Genomic DNA, 20,752 nt, shown 5'->3' on the forward strand with positions numbered 1-20,752 from the left:
TTGCGGAAGCAGGGCTTCCGCAATCCCGATGCTCGCTTACGAATTGTACGTCGTTTCACTGTCGGTGTGGACTTGCCGACGTTCTAACGCAAACAAGATAATCGCTACATCGGCGGGGTTGATCCCGGCCAATCGTCCAGCTTGACCAAGGGTTGCCGGGCGGAAGCGCATCAACACCTGCCGGGCCTCGTTGCGCAGCCCCGGCAACGTTGTGTAATCGAAATTGGGTGGGATGCGGCGATGCTCCATCTTCTGCATCCGGGCCACTTCCCGCTCTTGACGCGCAATATACCCTCTGTATTTGCAACCGATCTCTACCTGTTCGGCTACCGGTGGTGATAGATCGGGCAGATCGGGTATGGCGGTGCGCAGTTGCCGGTACGACACATCTGGTCGAGCCAGCACTTCGGCGACAGTAGCCGGCTGGTTGAGTGGTTTGATGCCCTGTGCTTCGAGCGCGCTGTTGATCGTAGCCGAGGGAAAAATACGCCGTTCGTGCATCTGCTGTAATGCTTGCCCGGCCTGTCGTCGCCGCTGTTCAACCACTGCTGCGCGGTTGCCATCGACCAAGCCAAGCCGATAGGCAAGGGGGGTCAATCGCAGATCAGCATTGTCACCGCGCAGCAGGAGGCGATACTCGGCGCGGGAAGTAAACATTCGATACGGTTCACGAATCTCCTTTGTCGTCAGGTCATCGATCAGGACACCAATGTACGCCTCGGCGCGACCTAATATTACCGGCGGTTTACCTTGGACATAGTGTGCCGCATTGATACCGGCCATTAACCCTTGAGCGGCTGCCTCTTCGTACCCGGTCGTTCCGTTGATCTGTCCGGCAAAGAAGAGACCGCGTAAGCGGCGGGTTTGCATATCGGCAGTAATCTCGCCGGCTGCAACCGCGTCGTACTCAATGGCATAACCGATCCGCATCAGTTCGACGTTGCGCAAGGCCGGGATCGAATGCAGCATTGCCCATTGCACGTCTTCTGGCAAAGATGTGTTGCATCCCTGTACATAGACCTCGGCGGTTGTCCAGCCCTCGGGTTCGAGAAACAAGCTATGGCGCTCTTTATCGGCAAAACGCACAATCTTGTCTTCAATGCTCGGGCAATAGCGCGGCCCGACTCCTTCGATAATGCCACTAAAGAGCGGGGCCCGATGCAAATTTTGCCGAATGATCGCGTGAAACTCCGGGGTGGTATGCACCTGATAGCAGGGTAACTGAGGACGCCAACCATTGAGTTGTGGATGCGGATACACCGGCGCCGGCGGGCCATGATATTCGGGGGGTGGGATGGTTTCACCTAATTCGGCATAGTAATGGCCGAACGCCAGCGGCTTGTCGCTGCCCGGCTGTAGTTCGGTCAGAGAGAAGTCGATGGTTGCGGCTGCCAGGCGTGGTGGCGTTCCGGTCTTGAGACGTACCAGCGGAAAGCCGAGCGCCGCGAGGTCTTCACTCAAGGCCATTGCCGGTGCTTCACCGGCCCGGCCGGCTCCCCATACCACTTCGCCGGTAATCGCCCGCCCGCGCAAGAAGGTACCGGTCGTCAGGATGACTGCCGGTGCGAGATAACGCCAACCGGTGTGAGTCGTTACCGTAAAGCATTGGGTATCGGCATTAGGTGGAGCAATCCGTTCTACCATTGCCTGGCGTAGATCGAGATTGGGTACCCGTTCGAGCGTCTCTTTCATCAAGCGCGCATACAGGCGCTTATCGCACTGGGCACGTAATGACTGTACTGCCGGTCCCTTGCTCTCATTGAGCAGCCGAATCTGGATGGCGCTACGATCGGTAATACGCCCCATCAGGCCGCCCATCGCGTCAATCTCGCGCACCAAATGCCCCTTCGCCGGCCCGCCGATACTCGGATTGCACGACATATGGGCCAGCTTGTCGAGATCAATCGTCAACAACAGTGTCCGGCACCCCAGCCGGGCCGCAGCGTGAGCCGCTTCGCAACCGGCGTGGCCGGCACCTACTACAATCACATCGTACCGTGTCTGCATAATAACGAACGTGGTATAATGACGCAGCCTGTGACCAAAGTCGTTCGCTGCACATCAAATAAGCCGATATGCGAACCATTCTTATTATAGACGATGATGTCGCCTTTACGGCGAAATTGAAAGCACAACTCAGCGAGGCCGGTTATCGCGTGTTAAACAGTATGGTGCTTGCCCATGCCGAGCGCGAGTGTGCTCGTGAACGCCCCGATCTGGTATTACTCGAAGTACGCACCGAGCATGATGCCGGTTGGGAAGCGTTACCCCGTTTAGCCGCGTTCCAGCCGGTGATTGTATTGAGCAGCGCCGGCCTCGAAGAGGATGTGATGCGCGGGTTTGCCGCCGGAGCAGCCGATTACATTACCAAGCCGTACCGCACCGGCGAGTTATTGGCACGGATTCAGGCTCGGATGTTGCCGGAAGCGCCGGTGATCGCGCCGACCAACCCCAAAACTACTGTGATCGAGGAGACGACACCTGTGAGTACGAACCGTCGCACTAACGGTGAAGAAGCTACCGAGCCGGTTTTTATGAGCGAAGCCGAGGAACTGGCGCTGTTGCGTCAAAGCGAACAGGCACCCATCCGCCAGTTGAGCGAGAGTGAACAACATGCCAGTTTGGGCCACCGGCTCCGCGCCGAGCGTCAGCGCCGCCACTTGACGTTGGTGCAGATCGAGAATGACATTAAGGTGCGGATGTATTATCTGCAAGCGATTGAAGATGAGCAATGGTCGCTATTACCACGTGGACCGGCAGCCTTGCGGATGATCCGCACATATGCCGGCTATTTTGGGATCGACTCGTCGGCGGCTGAGACCGAGTACCGGTCGCGCTATCAGGTTGAGGAAAAGACACCGTCGTTTTCGTTTACGGTTGGTAATGTCAATACACGACTTCCACGTCGTTCCCCACCGCGCTGGCTGATAGTGACTCTTGCTATCGTGTTAGCATTAGCGATTGCTGGTGGTGCGATCTATTATTTTGACCCTGCCTTCTTTAGTCAATTCATTGGCGGTTGATCAACGGGGATGGGTTCGGTCACACGTTCCGCATGGTGAGAGAGGTTGATAACACGGACGATATTGGAACGTTGCGGTCGTAGGTTTCGCGGATACGATAGGGGTGCAGCGACACAGCGCTACTGCACCCCTATGCTATGTGTATTGCTACGGCGTGCTCATGGCTTTCGCCACGGAACATCATCGACACCCGCCCGTGCGTTGGCGATGCGTGCGGCAACAAATAAGAAATCCGACAGGCGATTGAGGTAGGGGAGCAACTCTGGATTGATTGCCTCTTCGGCGGCAAGTGAAACAACTACTCGTTCTGCGCGACGGCAAATGGTGCGTGCCAAATGCAGATACGCTGCTACAATTGTCCCCCCGGGCAGAATAAACTGCTGGAGCGGTGCGAGTTCCGTCTCCATCGCATCAATCTGCGCTTCGAGAAAGGCCGTCATTGCCGCGGAAACCCGTGGAATGTACGGTGAGTCGTTGGGTGAGGCCAGATCGGCGCCGACAACGAAAAGCTGATTTTGTACCTCTGCTAATACTGCATCGAGCGTCGGCTCGGGGCCGGCTGCTCGCGCCACGCCAATCGCCGAGTTGCATTCGTCGGCGGTTCCATATGCCTCGACCCGCAGTACGTCTTTGCGTACTCGTGGGCCACCAAAGAGACCGGTTTCACCGGTATCGCCGGTGCGGGTGTAGATTTTCATACCGTTACTCACATCTAGCAGGCAATAACACCTAAACGACACTTGACCTGTTGAGCAATGTTACTATCGTAGTATACACGAGAACCCAGCCAATTTTTGGTATTACAAAATCCCATCTCGACCCCTCCGAAGAATTGGCTGCGATCTTGCCAAAACCACCACTTTCAGACTATCTTGAGCATGATTGGGCAACGCACGTGCGTGCCAATAGACGAGCGCAATGTGACAGCGGAGCAAACCTGTGAACGAACGTCAAACCCTTACTCGCTACGCATGGTTATCGATTGGGGCGGCGGTCGTAACAATTATCCTCAAACTAATCGCCTATCTGTTAACCGACTCTATCGGTATGCTGGCCGATGCCGTCGAATCGTTGGTAAATCTGGCCGCCGCATTGATGGCGTTGTGGATGCTGACCATTGCGGCTCGTCCTGCCGATCGCGATCACACCTACGGTCATGACAAAGCCGAATATTTTGCCGGCGCAATTGAAGGGGTTTTAATCATTATTGCCGCTATCGGGATTGGCTGGACGGCAATGATGCGCTTGTTTGCACCGCAGCCTCTCGATCATACGGTAACCGGATTGGTTGTGGCCGGAATTGCCACGCTGCTCAACGGTGCAGTGGCAATGATCCTACTGAGGGCGGGAAAGCGCTACGATTCGCTCACGCTCGAAGCCGATGGTCAGCATCTGCTGACCGACGTCTGGACATCGTTGGCGGTGGTAGCTGGGGTTGGGCTAGTTACGCTGACCGGCTGGTATATCCTCGACCCGCTGATTGCCTTGGCAGTAGCGGCAAACATCACCTTCACCGGAGTGCAACTGGTACGGCGAGCGGTGTTGGGCTTGATGGATACCGCGCTGTCCGATGATGAGCTAGCGGCTATTCAGAACGCGCTCGCCGATCTCGGTGATTATGGCTGTGATTATCACGCCTTGCGCACTCGCCAATCCGGCGCGCGCCGCTTTATCTCGTTTCACCTGCTCGTGCCCGACACATGGAGCATCCAGCAGGCGCACGCGATGGCCGAACAGGTTGAGGCTGCGGTGCGGGCCGCGGTACCCAACAGCACCGTCTTCACCCACCTCGAACCGCGCAACGATCCGGTGGCGCTGGCCGATATTGCGCTCGATCGGGCGGATGAAGCGGAGCATGTCGATCCGGTTGCTCGTTAACCCCTTGGTGGGCCGCACTGGGATGCGGCCCATGTCTCCCACGATGTCTTGGTGATCAGTCGTTACGTGAACGTAAACAACGCCACCTGTACCATCCCCACGATGATAAAGACCACGATCACGATTGCGACGATCGCCCCCACAATCGCCCCTGCCCCAACTCCACGCTGTGGGCGTAACGGTTCGCCGGCCAGCGTTTGCCGCACGGCTTGCGCAAGCTGGGCCGGAATATTCGCCATAGTTGCTGGCTCTATCCCAACCCAAGCCCAATTGGTGTTGGCTACTGGAACGAGCAACTTGCGCGCTGGGTAGCGATTGAGCCGGTTCGGATCGCTAGTTGGCTGCCACGTGCCGACAATGAGATCGGCGCTGGTCAGTTGCGCATCGGCATCGGGCGCGCCACCCACAATCGTAAGCGCCAGTTGCGGAAACTGTTGGCGTAACACGCCAGCGATCTGCTCAGCTAATTCGCCCTCAGCCACCACCGCTACCCGCACCTGCGCTTGCCGGCTCAATTCAGCCGCTTCGCGCATCCGGGTGTCAGCGCGCAATGCGAACCCATGCGTAATCAATACCCCTGCCGCTATCAGGCCAAACGCAATCGCTTGCGCCAGATCGGCCAACAAGTTGCCGCTGAATGGCTCACCCAACGCAATGCTAATCAAACGGAAGAGCATGTAGATCAAAGCCGAGAGCAGGGTGAGCGACGCGACGAACAAAAAGCCAAAGAGGTAGATCCGCCGTACCAGCGAGCTACGTTCGGCAACGCCGGTTTCGCCGGTCGTGGTGGCCGCACGTTGTATCTGCCGCCAGCATATTGCCCAGATTGTTAAGCCTGCGACCAGAGTCGCCCCAAACCACGCTAACGGTTCGCGCAGATCGGCGATCGCATCAGCGCCGGCAAACCCGCGAATAATGACGCTGAGCAGGCCGCCAATCCCGACCAGCGTGGCCACTTGGCCGATCGCAGCAACCAAATACCACGCCAGCCGCCGCACCCCCGCCTGCCGCGGCCCTTCAGCAATCGCCGCCGCGTCGGTTTGGATGACGGAAGCGTGGTAGAGCGCAACCACCGCCGAGACGACCATCGGCGCCATTACGTCGATGAGGTTGCCTTCGACCCTCAGACCCAACAGGCCGCGGAACACCCCAGCCAGCAAGAAGGTGGCGTTCGTCACGGCGGTGATGGTTGCGACGACAATCACCAGATAGAGGTAGAACTTGCGGAACGCCGAACTTCGCTCGTCTTCATCGGCGCTGGCAAAGAGACGCTGCGCCCGCCACCAATGGCCTAGCCAGACAATGACACCGATAAACACGTTCAGCATGGCGCTGATAAGGAGTTGGACGACGGCGGTGCCGCTCGCTGAGCTGAAAATGAGCCGGATGAGATCCATGACGCCATTCACCCAGATCACCAAACCGACCCCAGCGGCAAAGAGCAGGTAAACCCGCCGCACCAGCGCCCCTGCGCCAGCTAGCGGCGCTTGATGGGCATCATTGCGCGCCACGACGCTGTGATAGGCAAACAGTGCACCTAACACCAACGAGGCAATCACACCGTACCAGATTTGCGCTTGCGGATCGGTGCGGCGCGCACCGCTCAGCAATGCGAATACGGTATCGAGCAACTCATAGACACTGCCGGTCAACGGGATCAAAAACGCCGCTAGATTGCCATACAAGTAAAGCTTGCGTACTGCTGACGCGCGCTCGGCTTGATCGCGCCGTGCTAGACGCTCACTCCATAGCCAGTGGATCAACCAGAGCGGCAAACAGAGCACGAGCGCCGCTAGTTGGAACGCGGTTGCGCTGATTGATGGCCGGATAGATGCGACCAAGACGCCGTGCAGCAGCCAGATCAGCGACCATGCAAATCCTTGCAACCCGATCGTGGCACTGATGTAGAGATACCATCGCCGTACTACTGCCATCAGCAGCCCTCCTTCTGCTCCCAGCACCACATCCAGATCCGCCAGCCGGAACTGCTGGTCAGTTGCCAGCCAGCAGCCGTTTGCTCCAATTCCATCGTAAAGGTGCTGCTTGATTGCGAGCCGCCAAACAGACCGCCACGATAAACGTTCGTCTCTCGTACCGTTACTGTGGCCTGATTACCGTTGATCTCGGTATTGATGATCGCGTAGCTCGTATCGCTATCAGAAACACCGAAGCGCTGCAATTGCTCGCGCATGGCTTGCGCACTGCGCGGATAGCCGGGCAACATTGGCGAGAGATAGCTATAAGCGCGATCGTAATCGCCCCGTTGCACTGCCAATATGTAATTGAACGCCACATCTTCCGGGCCGTTACCGGCTCGATATTCCGGTGCGGCGCGCGCAAACACCACCACAACGGCGATAATCGCCAAGACCACGGCACCACCGACAATACTCCATAAGAAGCGGTCGCCCGATTGAATGCGCATAAGGATGATCCCTTTCTTTATCACCAGCAAGATGGTAACGCTATCTGCGCCACAATATTACACACGGCGCAATTCCTCACGCTCTTTTTCCTATCTTAGGTAAGACGTATTGAACATCCGAAAAGTTCACCGTCGCCGCTTGTGGCGTGGCTGCCACCGATCGTGGTCGCGATAACGCTGCCGTAATCGCCGGCCATGGCTTCCCAACAACCCATTGCCGTTCGTCACCAACCAGTCGGCGATCGTGTGTGCGGCGCTGCCGGTGCAGAACCCGATGACGAAAGCCCACGTCTCAGTAGAATGCGCTCGTATCAATTCTTGCACCCACGCTGCCCATTCGCGATGGTAGGCTGGCGTCGTCATGCCGAGTTGCCCCAGCCCCCAGACGACGGCAAACACCAACCCGTACACGACCGCTGCAAAATAGCCGAGCCGCAATAGTGGCGAAATGACGAGACTGTGGCTCCAAAAGCCGCGATGCGGGATGAGCCACATGTAAGGCCTCCAGATCCAGAAAAAGATCCCCCAGCGGTTGTCAATCGCCGAGTCAATGTCGAGGTCGGGCGAGAACATGATCCCCGATAGCAGATGGGCACCGCCGAGCCAGAGACTACAGGCGAGGGCTGTGTCTGGTGCAATCGGCGTGAATTCCAAACAGGCATAATACGCCAGCGGGGTGACGGCTGCGCCACTGAGTACTGTGATGAGATCATGAGCGCGAGCGGATGGCATAGGTTTACGATTGAGTCAATGGTCTCACGGCACGCTGGCCGTGCCACAGCCGAAGCGCCATAAGAATAAAAAGGATGCAGGCTTGTCCGACAAGGTCAACAGCGAAGATTTGGCGTTCTTGCAATTACTCAAGCCGGTGCTTGCTTGTTGCCATAGGAAGGGGAAGAGTGAACAGACGTGATCGTAGTTGTTAAAATAGGGAATGGCGAGAATTGCTACCAGCATTGCCCAGTATAAGCCGAGCTCAATGTTGAATGAGAGCGACGTTGCCCACAAAAACCAGCCGGCTTCCATCAGAGCAAAGAGCAACCCCCGGCATAAAGCGCAGTTGAGATGACGGGAGCACCAAACAACAAATGCACGGCCATAATCGATCCGCCCGAACAATTCGGATACACACCGAAATCGGGCAGACTGCGAAATATCGCTAACATAGCTAGATAATCGTTCAGCCACTGCGGATAAGCCAACGTTACTCCAGCCAGTAAGTCGAGGATCGCCGCTGTCACCCCGGCCAGCGCCCGCCATTGCCATGGCCGGCGCTGGATAACGAGCCAGCCGCCTGCAGCTACAAATGGTAGTACACCGACATGCGGCTTGAAGGTCATCAACAGCATCCCGATCACAAATAAACTGGCCGATTGGCGCGAGGCCGCGTAGATGACAATAGCAATCCCTAGCAAGATCGGCACAGTGAACTGGCCAACAGTGACCAGACTAATCACCGTTGGCGATACGATCATTACGCTCAACGCTACCATCCGCCATTTGGTTGACCACGGTAACGTGATCAGAATAACGCTACCAGCCAGCATGATCAAATTGATCCAAAACCACATGCGCGCAGCATGCTCAGGTGGTAGCCAGCCGAGAAAGAAGACGCTGTACGCAAACCATGGCGGATACACGTAGTGAGGATATTTGACAGTGTCGATGACTGGCCCGAAGAGTTGCCGCGCTAATCCTAATTGCGCGTCATAGTCGTAGAGACCGATGCCTCGCGTCAGCCCAAGGGTGAGAAAATCGGTCACGGCTGGAATTGGCAGTGGAATAAACGAAAGTGCGGCAATCATGATGACAAGCGCCGCTCCAACACCCATCACGCGCCCAATTTGCGACATTGCTACTCCTCAGTCTAACTGGGTATACCAGCCGATAAGCAGACGTTGTCCCATCAACGCTATACATCATTGCGAGGATGCGATCCGTCCACATTATCCTAATACTATACTGCACGAGCGCATCGGCTACGTAACAAGCTGCGCCGTACCTGCCAAGTAATGCTATAATAGCACAGGTGTTCGCTCTGTGGCGGAGGTTTGCATGGAATCTATCCCTCTCGCGGAACTACCCGACCAAGCGGCACATTTGCGCCTTGCCTTTGCAAATGAGCGCCAGCGTCCTGAGGAAATCGCCGAGACATTGGCTGCTTTGGCCAATGCTCACGGTGGTGTACTGATGATCGGTGGTGGACGAGAGGGGCAGCTCGCATCGCTCCGCGACCCGGCTACCGCAACCGAACTCGCACTTACGGCCGCACTTTCATGCACACCACCGCTGATCATTCCCTTACCGCAGGTCGTCTCCTATCAAGGAATGACCCTCTTGGCAGTGGAAGTACCGGCCGGCTTACCTTACGTCTATGCTGTTAATGGCCGCTATTTACGCCGCGAAGGGGCCAGCAACCAACCATTGTCACCGACAGCACTCCACCGCCTGTTTAGCGAGCGGGCAGAACTGGGTTGGGAACGGCAGGTGCCACCCGGCGCCTCCTTCGCTGAACTCGATCCTGACCTTATCACCTCCTACGCTCGCCGAGTCGGTCCACCTGCTGGCGACGACCCAATGACTCTGCTAACCCGTCGTGGCTGCCTCATCGATAATCAGCCGACGAATGCTGGTCTCTTGCTCTTTGGGCGGGATGTGGCTGTTCGATTTCCCCAAGCCGAAATTACCCTCGTGCGCTACCGCGGTCGTGAGCCGGACGATGTCTTCGAGCGTGCCGATATCTGCGCGCCATTGCCTGACGCTATCCGTCGTGCCGAACGCTGGCTGAACGATCATATGCGCAAAGGTTCGCGGATGATCGGCCTTGAACGCGAAGACTGGACGCAATTCCCACCGGCGGCCGTGCGCGAAGTATTGGTCAATGCAGTTGCCCATCGCGATTATGCAGCTCGTGGCGAAGGAATTCGTATCACCCTCTTCAGCGACCGGCTCGAAGTCTATTCACCCGGTCGTCTGCCCGGTCACGTCACCCTTGATAATATTCGTGCCGAACGCTTCTCGCGCAACCCGGCCATCGTGCAAGTCCTCGCCGATCTCGGTCTGGTTGAACGTCTCGGCTATGGGATCGACCGTATGCTGCGCCACCTGGCTGCTGCCGGCTTACCACCGGCTACTTTCCGTGAGACCGCTGCCGGTTTTTTGGTTATTTTGCCGGGACAGCCAATCGCTGAAGAGTTGCCCGGTGGTATTGATACGACGGCGTGGCGACGAATGGGTCTCAATGATCGACAAATCGATGCACTCCTCTTTGTTGTTGAACAGCAACGGATCACTAATCGCGATTTACAAGAGATGCATCCCGATGTTAGTCCCGAAACAATCCGCCGTGACCTGTCTGATCTTGTGAACCGTGGGCTTCTGCTCAAAGTAGGTGATAAGCGGGCAACATACTATATTCTCAAGTAGCAACCGATGGATGAAATTGTTGTTATTCTCCATCGTCCGCACGATCCGCGTAACATCGGCACGGTAGTACGGGCGATGCTCAACACCGGTTTTTATCGGCTGCGTCTTGTCGAACCACCACCGTTCGACCCTGGCCTCATCGCAACAGTAGCTCACCGGCCCGATCCGGTGCTTGCGAGGCTGACTATCCACCCCGACCTGACCGATGCTACGGCTGACATCCGTTACCTCGTCGGTACGAGTGAGCGTCCCCACCTCAATCTCCCTTGGCGTAATGATGTGCGGCAGTGGGCAGTTGAACTACGCCGACGGGCAATGGTCGCCGGGCCGGTGGCGCTTCTCTTTGGCCCCGAAGATAATGGTTTGAGTCGAGAGGAGTTGAGCCGCTGCCACGAGATCATTGGCCTCCCGGTTAATCCAGCTTATCCGACGCTGAATCTTGCTCAAGCCGTCTTACTCGTCCTTTATGAACTCCAACAAGTCACACCACCATCACCACCACCCCTACCAGCCGAACCACCCGCCGATCTGGCGGATTATGATCGCTTCTTTACCGTCCTCGATGAACTGATCACCGTCACCCATTTTGTCAAAAGTGGTAACGGGATTGCTCTTCGCCAGCGGTTGCGCGCTATCATCAACCGCGCCGGTCTTAGTCAACGAGACGCAGCCGTTCTGACCGCGCTCTTACGAGCAGCCGTGCGACGTTGAGCGTTGGCCTCTAGCCGGGAATGGCTAACAACGGCGGTAGTAGGCGCATAGGGTGTCGAAATGCTAAAACTCAAGCCCTTGGGAAGTGGAACAGCTACGATCCCGCATTCCATCTATCGCATCAACTAGGCAGGTGTGCAGGTGTGAGACATCGAAGTAGTACACAGAACTACCAAAAATTAAACCTTTTAGATCTTTGTTTCCCCTCGTGCGGATAGTATCATGCCAGTACACCATCCAGTCCGAGGAGAAGTATACATATGAGTTTTGAGACAGATTCGCGTATATTCAATTCTCGCTCCAAATCTAAAATTCAAAGCTCCTATCATCGCTTGCAATCGTGGTTCGGTCATGAACGTGGCGCACTACTTTTGGTCTGGTGCTTGCGGTTCGGTAGCTTACTATTGCTGATGGCTTGGGCTTGGTACCGAGCGGACGAGATACCTTCCCAACAACTGGGTAATGGTTGGTTAACCATTATCGCCTTGGGAAGCTTTCAAGTCGCTACTGCGATGTTGGGCATGCTTCAACCGAGAAAATGGCGAGAACAAAGTGTCAAGTTTTTACAAAATCTGATTGAATTACTGCTCATCAGTTTGGCAATCCTCTGTTTAAACAGCGCCAATAATGTATTATGGATTCTGTACCTTGTTCCAATTGTCAGTGCAATTCGTTTTCTGACAGATAATAAGAGAACAATAGTTATTAGTGCTGCCATTGTGATGGCAACGCTCGTCGGTTTTCTTTCTTCGTCTCGCCTCCTCGATGCTGGCGTGCCGTTAATCATTACGACATTTGGCACACTTGTGTTATACGTCTTGCGACGCCTCTCAATCAATCCCAGCGCTTTAGTCGATCAAAAGACTGAAATAGCGCAAATTCTTGATCAGTATCCAAGTGGAATCTGTGTCATCGATCAACAACGCCGCCTTGTCTTCGTCAACAGTTCGTTGGTGCAACAATTTGGGTCGTGGTCGCCAGCGCAGAGATGCGATCAGTATCTTCGTTGTGAACATGCCAACTGTTTGGTCTGTCAACATCCACAACAGTCCATAAGCCGGCAAAACTTGCGTCTACCCAACAACCGCAAAGTGCCTTTCAGTGTCGAGTCACGAGCCATTGCCGATGGTCAGTTGCTATTGCTCTTTCTCAAACCGGCCAATGCGATCCGGCTCGATCTGTATGAACATCTGCTCCATGCGATTGTCGAGGGTAATGAACAGAGCTATCGTAACGCGCTTAGTCGATTCCTCGATTCGATACGTCAGGACTTTAGGGCTGAAACGGCGGCGATCTTTTGGCTTGTCGATGGTCGGCTACAGCGCGACATTTGCAGCGGTCCACCGTTACCTTTTACCGAGTATTACGAACCGGGACAAGGCATTACCGGTCTAACCCTCATCAGCATGGCCGACTCGCAACGAGGATGCACGATTGTTGTCAATAATCTCGGCGAGTTGGAGTCGGCGAGCATCTCCCATTCGCTCACTGAAACTTCGGTGATCTACCCAAAATACCATGAACACTATCAACAGGCTTTGCCAAGCCGTCAGGTACGACACTTGATTGCAGCGCCGATCAATGGGCGTCAGCGTATTATCGGCGTTCTCCGTTTAGTCAACCACTTGGATCAAGATGGGAAACCGGATGACGACGGTTTTCAACGTTTCCACGAAACCGATCTTAACCTCATCTGCGAACGACTGGCGCAAGCGTTAGAATATCGCGAGTTTTACCTCGAACAGCAGCGACAACTTGATGAAATTAGTCGTTTTTACCGGATCTATGCTGCTAGCACACAGGGCCGCGAAGTCTTTGAAACGATTGTTAAAGAGGCATTGAATGCTTTTTCCGACGCGAGTAAGTGTGAAATCCGACGATTCGACCGTTTTAGTCAAACCTTACAGTTTGAAGCAGCTTGCCACCGGCGCGGGTTCGACTACGGTTCACCACCGAGCAAGCTCAGTGGAGTTAATGCACGGGCAATCCGTGAAGCAACAATCCAGTATGTTGAAGACACTCAACAGGATGCCGATTTTATTCAGCGCGATCGACCAATTGGTGCTTTAATGGTTGCACCGCTCATCGGTTATCTTGGGATAAGTGGTATTCTTACGATCGATTATCCACAACCACGTACCTTTACCGCCGAAGAGCGTAAACGATTTGAGATGCTGGCTACCCACGCGCGGCTTGCGGCAGCCGTGATCTGGCGTAATGAACAATCGGAATGCTTGCACCGTCATATTCAAAAGATCGGCCAGGAGGTCAGTGAGGGATTGCCGCAAGTATATCGGAATGTCCTCACCGCCTTACACCAATTGATCGGCTACGATGCTGCTTCAATTCAGTTGTTGAGCAACAGTGCTTTGCAGATTGTGGAATGTGATGGTTTTACCAACCGCGATATCGTGCATACCCTTTGGTTTGCGACGGACGATGAATCCCTACCGCACAGTCGGGTTATTCGTCAGCAGCAGCCGCTCATTGTCTACGATTTAGCGCAAGAGTTTCCTCAGTTTGTTGTTCAAGCCGCACATTACTATTCAGAGACAATCCACAGCGCGCTGTATTTGCCGCTGTTATACCGTAACCAATGTATTGGTCTCATCGCACTGAAGAGTGGTATTCCATCATTTTACCGATCCGGTGATTTGGTGATCGGGCAATTGATCGCCAATGCAGCTGCATCGGCAATCGATAATGCCAGGCTCGTTGAAACTCTCCAATTGCGGCAAACCCAATTACACGATTTGCTCATTCATAGTACCAAACTACTCGAAATACCAACTGAACAGCAACTCCTTAGATCGTATGCTCAGCTCGCCACCAGGCTGTTTGACTGTGAACACTGTGTGATCTTTCTCCATCGGCGAGCGACCGGTCTGTTTGATATCGCTGCTTCTTCACAAGATGAGATGCTAGACGACGACCCGTACTACCGACAAATCGCTGAGACGGTAGCCGCCGGTGACCGAATTATCAGACTATGTGGTGAGGAACTGAGTACGTTCTATGCCAGGCACGGCCTGACCGGCGATAATCTGATCCATCTGCCAACAGCTCGTGGCCGTTCACTGCTAGCCGGAAGTATTCAGTCTCAGGATGGATTGAACTTGGTTATTGTGTTGGAAAATCGCACCATCAGCAGTGGTGATGACAATTTTCCTGAAACTAGTGACGCATTCCTTATATTGTTTGGTCAACAGGTGCTTAATGGATTTGCGATTATTAATATGCGTCGGATTACACGCGAGAGTCTAGGTATTGATGTGCATGATTTGCTGAACCTTGTTCAAGGCACCATTATTTTTCCGAGTACGATCTTACAAAAACAATTCGAGCGTGATGATGCGCTTATACCATATCGCCAGCGAATCCTCAATCTTAATCGAGCAGCCAATTATGTGTATCAAGAATTACGTAATATCCAGGATGACTTACGGGGCTTGTCAAAACTAGAGAAACCTTTTATAGAACTATTGAATGAACACTTGGAACTGGTACGAGAAAGGATTGGTGATCATGTTTCAATTCATATTGAGTCATGTCCGCAAATCAATATACCTGCTGATGTGACGTATGCCCTTTTTCGTATTTTTCAAGAAGCTCTAGCGAATATTGCAAAACATGCCGGATTTCGTGAACGAAAGTCAGGAAATATCCGGATTAGTTTCAATGTTGAACAACAGGAATTCACGTTTATTATCGAAGATGACGGCAAAGGATTTGTGGCAACTCCGGTTAATCGTGAGGAGTCCTACGGTTTGAGAAGTATTTGTGATCGGGCTAAGCGCATTGGTGCAGTAGCGACAATTGAACCACGCATCAGTGGTGGGGTACGGGTCTGTGTGCAAGGGCGATTGGCAAAAGGAGAAATATATGCATAAACCTGTACGAATCATAATTGCCGATGATATTCGTCCGTTTGTCAAAGGTTTGCGTGAGATGCTCACCGAAATACCCAATTTTACGGTGGTTGGTGAAGTGTTAACGGTAAACCACGTGATAAGTATCGTGCAATCACTTAAACCTGATGTTATTTTTATCGATATAAATTGGCGTGAAGATCGTGGGGGTATTAGTACTCATCAGCATAATGAGCTTGGACTCCGTGCAATCAAAGACATCAAAACCAAGTTTCCTGAAGTGGCAGTGATCGCGATGACAGCCTACTCGGAATTGATCGAGTCTGCCCGGCAGTATGGAGCCGACATCGCATTACAGAAAGAACGGTTAAATAATTTTGAGGAATTAGAAGACTGCGTGCTACGCGCCATCGAAATAGCACGATCGCCTAGTCGGCAGCGAACGTATGAGCCGTTGACCGAGCGTGAGCGACAAATCCTCACATTGATGGCTCAAGGTCTGACCGAGTCGGAGATTGCCGAATATCTCCGCTGGGGTGTGGGTGTGGTGAAGCGCGATTCACGTGCGATCTTCGACAAACTTCAGGTGCGTAACCGTGCTCACGCAGTTGCGCGAGCCTACGATCTTGGTATTTTGCCGAAAGGGAGCAGTTGGTCACCTGAAACAGAGTGAGTAGAGGTAGGTTGCAACGATTTCTCCACCATAACCTTACGCTTGAAACGGTACGTACTCGTACCGTTTTTTATTTATCTTTTGTTTAATGATCCGTTTGGTTATCAAGGTTCTGGTTGAAATGACACTTTTGGTTAGAGACAAACGCAGCGCTGCTACGTATATTAATAAGTAATAAACCCAGCGGTGAAAAGTAAAAAAATACTTAAGAAAGGGGGTAGAATGCCATAGTGAAAGCTTTAGGCAGGCTTCGGCGGAACACCGATCAACCGTGCCGGTTTAGCCGGTGAGATGACCCATCAGTGAAGGAGGAGGACGATGACGCCCACACGCCAGAATCCCCCGATATCGTTCCGTCGTCATATTTTCTACCGCCTGCCACTCTCTGTGGGCCTTGCTGCCCTCAACGGCTCGTTGCTGAGCCTTGGCATGGCAATACACGCCGATATCCTCACCATTATCAGCTTTGTGCCCTTGCTGTGGTTGATTGGGCTGATCATTCACGCGGCACGCTTCACTCTTGTGATTACCCCATATCTGATCGTTGTCGATGAAGGCGTCCCCATTGGTCAACGCCGCATCATCAAACGTGCCTTTGTCAGGGAATATCGGATCTATCGCACACTGTTAGATGTGTTGACCGATAGTGGGACGCTTGAGCTGCATATCGGAGATGAAACGTTGGTCTTCAGTGGACTGACCCCGTTTCGCGCGTTATGTGCGAAACTGGAGGTGTCGTGATGAAGTACCTTCAGGAGCGAGCGCGATTTGTGATCGCTCGTCCCTTAGCCCGTACTGCGCAGAGTGTTCTGTATTTAGCGTATGACCATCTGACCGATCAGCCTGTAGTCATCAAGGTTCTCGCTCCGACGAGGCGAGGCTTGCATTGGCCCGAAGCCGTTCGTGCCTTCCTGCACGAGATCAAGATGGTGCTGGCCTTGCAAGATATTCGGGGCAGTGACGATGGGTGGCCGTATTTTCCGCGCTATATTACCCATGGCCGTAGTGTGAAAGGATATTACTATTACGTACAAAGCTATATTCCCGGCCAAACGTTGGCCGAAATCCTTGCTGCCGGTCGCCCATCGGATGCTATAACGATTGCGTATGAATTGTGCCGAACAGTGCGCATCTTACACGCCCACAGGATCGTACACGGCGATCTGCACCCCCAAAATATCATCGTTCGGCGAGACGGTGCTGTCGTACTGGTTGATTTCGGACTCAGTCGTTATTTCTACGAACAGGTCCCGTATTTGCGCGACATGGGTCGCCCTTTGTTCACACCACCCGAGCAGATCGTCGGCAGACCGCTCGACGAACGAAGTGACCTATTCGCGCTTGGGCTGATCTTAGCGGAGTTACTGGAGGTAGAGACACTACCGCCCACCACGCAGCGTCTTATTATGCACATGCAACGACCGCTCATAGACGAGCGTAACGTGCAATTGGACGATCTCATCGCTGAGTTGGTGATGGTAGAGCACTTACAACAGGTACAGGCAGCGTATCGAACGTTGTCGTGCTGGTTGATGGTGTTGGTTATCGTGAGTACATTGATTATCGCGCTCTTCTATCTCGCCTTTTTTCTTTACTAGACATAATCATGCTTCGTGCAAGGTACGCATTCGTTCGATAGTCTGCCGGATCATTTCAACGAGTTCAGGTGGTTCGAGGACACGGCAATGCTCCCGATAGCGAAGAAGAATCTGTTCGGCCTGCCAGAGATCGCCGGTCTGCGCCGTCACCTCGGCACTACCGTCGGGATAATAGGTAACCTCGCTATTGGGGAACCAGAGCGCAATATCACGGTTCCGCGCCACTCGCGGAGATAACCGATAACGGATCGTCCACATCCGACGCGGTGGGAGTTCAGGAGGTAATACCCGCCGCTCGATATGGAGCGATTCGGGAATGATCCGATCAACTCGATACGGAATATAGCGGCCTATCGTGGCCTGATGGGGTGAGCTGTAGCAATAGGCTTCGAGGTAAGTATGCCCATCGCGCAAGAACAGACGGGCCGGAGCTACCCGATGCTCTTCCGGTTCGTTGCTAAAATTTGACCGGTAGAGAAACCGCATGGCATGCCGACGCACATTGCGTTGCAGCCGGTTCAGCAGTTTCGGATCGATACTCGTACTGCTCTGCGGGAGTTCAATCTCAATGTTGTGCTGCCGGTTAAGGTTTTGACGTCGCTCAGGTGGCAACAGTGCGATGATATGTTCAAGTAATGAACGGATTTGGTGGCTGTTTGGCCAGCTTTCCTCACTGAAAAAAGAGACGAGAAACGCCAGCGCCTCAAACTCGTCGTCAGGGATATTGAGGAGGGTCAAGCGCCCAAAATCGGTCAGTGCATAGCTACCGTTGGGTTGGCGGACAATTACGCACAGAAACTCGTTGCGCAAAGCGTTGAAGTCGTGACGAAGGGCAACCAGTGCATTTGGTGGATAGATCGATTCGCCAAAAGCACGGCGTGCATCGGCAATGAGTTCAGCCGGCGTTGCCGGGCTACGGACAAAGCGACTCACCAACCATAACCGGCGCTGCACAGTCAAGGCCGAACTCCGTTTCTGGCCGCGACCACGGCGCGAACGCGGTTTCACCACAATCCCACCTCATCGTTGGTCAGAAGCGAACGTTTGTTGGGCATTATACATGACTTGTTCGTACTATGGAGGGATCACACCAGACGATCCTTACCGATGTGAACATCGGTCGTCCGGCAATCGTGAAGGGGGATGGTAATGCCATCCCCCTTTTCCTAACCGTACTCTACTCTGTAACCGTATCGGCGACAGGCTACTCCATCAATGGCGGTAAATCTTCGCTATAACTCTTCTTGAGCGGTAATTCGGGAATGAACAGCGCCAGCACCAAGCCGATCACCGCCAGCCAAAGCGCGTACCAGTAGATCGTCGTCACACTCTTGGTAAAGGCATCTTTGAGCGCCGCGCCAATCTGCTCGCCGATTGCCCGCCCCTCAGCGCGCGCCGTCTGCTCAGCTTGGTCGAGTTGGGCCAATACCCGGTCGAGCGCCTGCGCGCGGGCAGTTGCCGGCAAACTTCCGATCATATCTAGCATCGCCTTCTGCTGATCAGGGATTTGCGGATCAGCGCGCAGGGCCTCGATCGCCGCCGGATCGGCATCACGCAAGGCGCGGGTCAGCAAATCACGACGCGACGCAAACTGCTCGGCAATCGCCTGCTCGATCCGCACCGCCGGATCAACCGTTTCGCCACTTGCCCCCTCACCGGTGCCCATACCGTTGCGTAGCGTGCTGCTGTCGAAGCGGGCAGCCATTTCCGGCGGCAACTGAGCCTGAATCGGAGCCAGATTCGCGGTGAGGGTTGTTGTCAGTACGCCGGTAAGTAGCGCACCAAAGACCGCCGAACCGACCACCTGGCCGAGCTGCTGGAAGAATTGCCGGCTAGCCGTCGCCGCGCCCATGTCGGCGCGCGGTACCGCATTCTGCATGGCCAGATTAAGCATCGGCAAGGCCGGGCTTAAGCCTAGACCCAAGATCACCATCCGCAGCCGCACCATCCACACCGAGGCGTCGGGTGTTAGGGTCGTTAACCACCACAGAGCACCGCTCATGATGATGAAACCGGCCACAATGACCGGTTTGTAGCGACCGGTACGCTGGACGATCTGTGAGGAGACCAGTGAGCCTACGACCATACTCAGGGTAAGCGGCAAGAGCGTAGTACCGGCAGCAGTCGCACTGACGCCCAAGACGTTCACCATATATAGTGATAGGAAAAAGATGGCCGAAAACAGCGTAGCACCCACAGTCATACCGATCAGCGCGGTGAGGGTGAAGGTCGGAATACGGAAGAGATGGAGCGGCAGGATCGGCGATTCGGCACGTTGTTCGATCAGAATGAAGAAGATCAAACCGAGGATACTGATCGCCAACAAACCGAGAACGAGCGGTGAAGTCCATGGGTAATCGGTCTTGTCGAGAGTTAAAGCCAGCAAGAAGGGAACCACAGTGATCAATAGCATCATTGCACCGGCGTAGTCAATCGCCGGTTTGAGACCGCTGTGCAGCCGTGGCAACTTGGCGATAATAAAGCCGAGTGCAATAACGCCCAAGGGCAAGTTGACGAAAAAGACCCAGTGCCAGCTCAGGTTGTCGGTTAGCAGCCCACCGATGAACGGGCCGAGGACACTTGAGAGCGCAAACACGGCACCGAAGAGACCCACATAGCGTGCCCGTTCCGCCGGTGCGAAGAGGTCGGCGGGAATGGCGAACGCGGTCGAGGTTAGGGCTGCGGCGCCAAAGCCTTGGAGACCGCGATAGAAGACCAGTTGGGTCATGTTACCGGCCAGCCCGCACAGCAGTGAGCCAAGCAAGAAGACCACGATCCCAAACAACAGAACATATTTGCGTCCGTAGATGTCTGATAGCTTACCGTAGATCGGCACCATGGCCGTTGAGGCGAGCAGATAACTAGTTGAAATCCAACCGATTAGGTCAATCCCCTGCAAATCGGCGACAATGCGGGGTAGCGCCGTTGAGACAATGGTCTGATCAAGTGCCGAAAGAAACAGACCGAGCAAGACACCGATCAAGATGATCAGCTTGCTGCGCTGATCGAGAGTGACTGCGTAATCGATTCGTGTTACCGTCGTGGAAGCCGGTGATGTTGTAGTAGTCATACGATGTGTTTCCTCTGTACGTCCTAGAATGTGCCTGTTTTCAGACAAACGAAGGTCGGGCGCCGCTCTAGCCAGAGCG

At 54.3% G+C, this 20,752-nt stretch carries 17 protein-coding genes; 8 read left to right on the forward strand and 9 right to left on the reverse strand.

Annotated elements, in window-relative coordinates; translation table 11 throughout:
* Window positions 1-36: 36 nt before the first annotated feature.
* Window positions 37-2,007, reverse strand: coding sequence for a tRNA uridine-5-carboxymethylaminomethyl modification enzyme MnmG/GidA (locus ACP5OT_RS13955; protein WP_424676560.1), 1,971 nt, complete (start codon window positions 2,005-2,007; stop codon window positions 37-39).
* A gap of 68 nt (window positions 2,008-2,075) precedes the next feature.
* On the opposite strand from ACP5OT_RS13955, the gene ACP5OT_RS13960 reads away from it, so the two are divergent.
* Window positions 2,076-3,023 carry a response regulator gene (locus ACP5OT_RS13960; RefSeq protein ID WP_424676559.1) on the forward strand — a complete coding sequence of 316 codons (948 nt, stop codon included), beginning with the start codon at window positions 2,076-2,078 and terminating at the stop codon, window positions 3,021-3,023.
* Window positions 3,024-3,181: 158 nt separating this feature from the next.
* Here the strand turns inward: ACP5OT_RS13960 and ACP5OT_RS13965 are convergent, their stop codons facing one another.
* Window positions 3,182-3,721 (reverse strand): cob(I)yrinic acid a,c-diamide adenosyltransferase, encoded by a 540-nt coding sequence (locus ACP5OT_RS13965; RefSeq protein WP_424676558.1) that lies wholly within the window; start codon window positions 3,719-3,721, stop codon window positions 3,182-3,184.
* Between the two features lie 241 nt (window positions 3,722-3,962).
* Here ACP5OT_RS13965 and ACP5OT_RS13970 point away from each other — a divergent pair, with 241 nt between their 5' ends.
* On the forward strand, window positions 3,963-4,901 hold the full coding sequence (locus ACP5OT_RS13970) for a cation diffusion facilitator family transporter (RefSeq protein WP_424676557.1): 939 nt from the start codon (window positions 3,963-3,965) through the stop codon (window positions 4,899-4,901).
* A 62-nt stretch (window positions 4,902-4,963) separates the two neighbouring features.
* On the opposite strand, the gene ACP5OT_RS13975 is transcribed toward ACP5OT_RS13970, so the two are convergent.
* From ACP5OT_RS13975 to ACP5OT_RS13995, 5 genes are all read right to left on the reverse strand, one after another.
* The gene (locus ACP5OT_RS13975) at window positions 4,964-6,835 is read right to left on the reverse strand and encodes a DUF5671 domain-containing protein (RefSeq protein ID WP_424676556.1); all 1,872 of its coding nucleotides are present in this window, start codon (window positions 6,833-6,835) and stop codon (window positions 4,964-4,966) included.
* Window positions 6,835-7,326, reverse strand: coding sequence for a hypothetical protein (locus ACP5OT_RS13980; RefSeq protein ID WP_424676555.1), 492 nt, complete (start codon window positions 7,324-7,326; stop codon window positions 6,835-6,837). Before ACP5OT_RS13980 ends, ACP5OT_RS13975 begins: the two co-directional genes overlap by 1 nt.
* A 126-nt stretch (window positions 7,327-7,452) precedes the next feature.
* Window positions 7,453-8,058 (reverse strand): metal-binding protein, encoded by a 606-nt coding sequence (locus tag ACP5OT_RS13985; protein WP_424676554.1) that lies wholly within the window; start codon window positions 8,056-8,058, stop codon window positions 7,453-7,455.
* A gap of 24 nt (window positions 8,059-8,082) precedes the next feature.
* A complete protein-coding gene (locus ACP5OT_RS13990) occupies window positions 8,083-8,352 on the reverse strand; it encodes a hypothetical protein (protein ID WP_424676553.1) in 270 nt (89 codons plus the stop codon).
* Complete coding sequence (locus ACP5OT_RS13995) at window positions 8,352-9,179, reverse strand: glycosyltransferase 87 family protein (protein ID WP_424676552.1); 828 nt, start codon at window positions 9,177-9,179, stop codon at window positions 8,352-8,354. Before ACP5OT_RS13995 ends, ACP5OT_RS13990 begins: the two co-directional genes overlap by 1 nt.
* Window positions 9,180-9,381: 202 nt before the next feature.
* Here ACP5OT_RS13995 and ACP5OT_RS14000 point away from each other — a divergent pair, with 202 nt between their 5' ends.
* The 6 genes from ACP5OT_RS14000 to ACP5OT_RS14025 all read left to right on the forward strand — a co-directional run bounded on the left by ACP5OT_RS14000 (window position 9,382) and on the right by ACP5OT_RS14025 (window position 17,603).
* A complete protein-coding gene (locus ACP5OT_RS14000; protein WP_428112362.1) occupies window positions 9,382-10,752 on the forward strand; it encodes an ATP-binding protein in 1,371 nt (456 codons plus the stop codon).
* A 6-nt stretch (window positions 10,753-10,758) separates the two neighbouring features.
* Window positions 10,759-11,463, forward strand: coding sequence for an RNA methyltransferase (locus tag ACP5OT_RS14005; protein WP_424676550.1), 705 nt, complete (start codon window positions 10,759-10,761; stop codon window positions 11,461-11,463).
* 410 nt (window positions 11,464-11,873) lie between these two features.
* Entirely contained in the window at window positions 11,874-15,353 is a 3,480-nt protein-coding gene (locus ACP5OT_RS14010; protein ID WP_424676549.1) for a GAF domain-containing protein, read from the forward strand.
* The gene (locus ACP5OT_RS14015; RefSeq protein ID WP_424676548.1) at window positions 15,346-16,005 is read left to right on the forward strand and encodes a response regulator transcription factor; all 660 of its coding nucleotides are present in this window, start codon (window positions 15,346-15,348) and stop codon (window positions 16,003-16,005) included. Before ACP5OT_RS14010 ends, ACP5OT_RS14015 begins: the two co-directional genes overlap by 8 nt.
* 318 nt (window positions 16,006-16,323) lie before the next feature.
* Window positions 16,324-16,746, forward strand: coding sequence for a hypothetical protein (locus ACP5OT_RS14020; protein WP_424676547.1), 423 nt, complete (start codon window positions 16,324-16,326; stop codon window positions 16,744-16,746).
* Window positions 16,746-17,603, forward strand: a complete 858-nt coding sequence (locus tag ACP5OT_RS14025) for a serine/threonine protein kinase (RefSeq protein WP_428132472.1) — start codon at window positions 16,746-16,748, stop codon at window positions 17,601-17,603. Before ACP5OT_RS14020 ends, ACP5OT_RS14025 begins: the two co-directional genes overlap by 1 nt.
* A 6-nt stretch (window positions 17,604-17,609) precedes the next feature.
* On the opposite strand, the gene ACP5OT_RS14030 is transcribed toward ACP5OT_RS14025, so the two are convergent.
* Window positions 17,610-18,614, reverse strand: coding sequence for a helix-turn-helix transcriptional regulator (locus tag ACP5OT_RS14030; protein WP_424676545.1), 1,005 nt, complete (start codon window positions 18,612-18,614; stop codon window positions 17,610-17,612).
* Between the two features lie 193 nt (window positions 18,615-18,807).
* Window positions 18,808-20,673: an MDR family MFS transporter gene (locus ACP5OT_RS14035; protein WP_424676544.1), complete on the reverse strand. Its 1,866-nt coding sequence runs from the start codon at window positions 20,671-20,673 to the stop codon at window positions 18,808-18,810.
* Between the last annotated feature and the right edge of the window lie 79 nt (window positions 20,674-20,752).

It is taken from the genome of Chloroflexus sp., assembly GCF_049970315.1.
Taxonomy (GTDB): Bacteria; Chloroflexota; Chloroflexia; order Chloroflexales; family Chloroflexaceae; genus Chloroflexus.

Coding starts and splice junctions, on each gene's coding strand:
- ACP5OT_RS13985 (WP_424676554.1), bottom strand. CDS start 8,058: ATGCCATCCGCTCGCGCTCATGATCTCATCACAGTACTCAGTGGCGCA.
- ACP5OT_RS13965 (WP_424676558.1), bottom strand. CDS start 3,721: ATGAAAATCTACACCCGCACCGGCGATACCGGTGAAACCGGTCTCTTT.
- ACP5OT_RS14025 (WP_428132472.1), top strand. CDS start 16,746: ATGAAGTACCTTCAGGAGCGAGCGCGATTTGTGATCGCTCGTCCCTTA.
- ACP5OT_RS13990 (WP_424676553.1), bottom strand. CDS start 8,352: ATGGAAGCCGGCTGGTTTTTGTGGGCAACGTCGCTCTCATTCAACATT.
- ACP5OT_RS13960 (WP_424676559.1), top strand. CDS start 2,076: ATGCGAACCATTCTTATTATAGACGATGATGTCGCCTTTACGGCGAAA.
- ACP5OT_RS14005 (WP_424676550.1), top strand. CDS start 10,759: ATGGATGAAATTGTTGTTATTCTCCATCGTCCGCACGATCCGCGTAAC.
- ACP5OT_RS14035 (WP_424676544.1), bottom strand. CDS start 20,673: ATGACTACTACAACATCACCGGCTTCCACGACGGTAACACGAATCGAT.
- ACP5OT_RS13980 (WP_424676555.1), bottom strand. CDS start 7,326: ATGCGCATTCAATCGGGCGACCGCTTCTTATGGAGTATTGTCGGTGGT.
- ACP5OT_RS13995 (WP_424676552.1), bottom strand. CDS start 9,179: ATGTCGCAAATTGGGCGCGTGATGGGTGTTGGAGCGGCGCTTGTCATC.
- ACP5OT_RS14015 (WP_424676548.1), top strand. CDS start 15,346: ATGCATAAACCTGTACGAATCATAATTGCCGATGATATTCGTCCGTTT.
- ACP5OT_RS13955 (WP_424676560.1), bottom strand. CDS start 2,007: ATGCAGACACGGTACGATGTGATTGTAGTAGGTGCCGGCCACGCCGGT.
- ACP5OT_RS14000 (WP_428112362.1), top strand. CDS start 9,382: ATGGAATCTATCCCTCTCGCGGAACTACCCGACCAAGCGGCACATTTG.
- ACP5OT_RS13975 (WP_424676556.1), bottom strand. CDS start 6,835: ATGGCAGTAGTACGGCGATGGTATCTCTACATCAGTGCCACGATCGGG.
- ACP5OT_RS14020 (WP_424676547.1), top strand. CDS start 16,324: ATGACGCCCACACGCCAGAATCCCCCGATATCGTTCCGTCGTCATATT.
- ACP5OT_RS14010 (WP_424676549.1), top strand. CDS start 11,874: ATGGCTTGGGCTTGGTACCGAGCGGACGAGATACCTTCCCAACAACTG.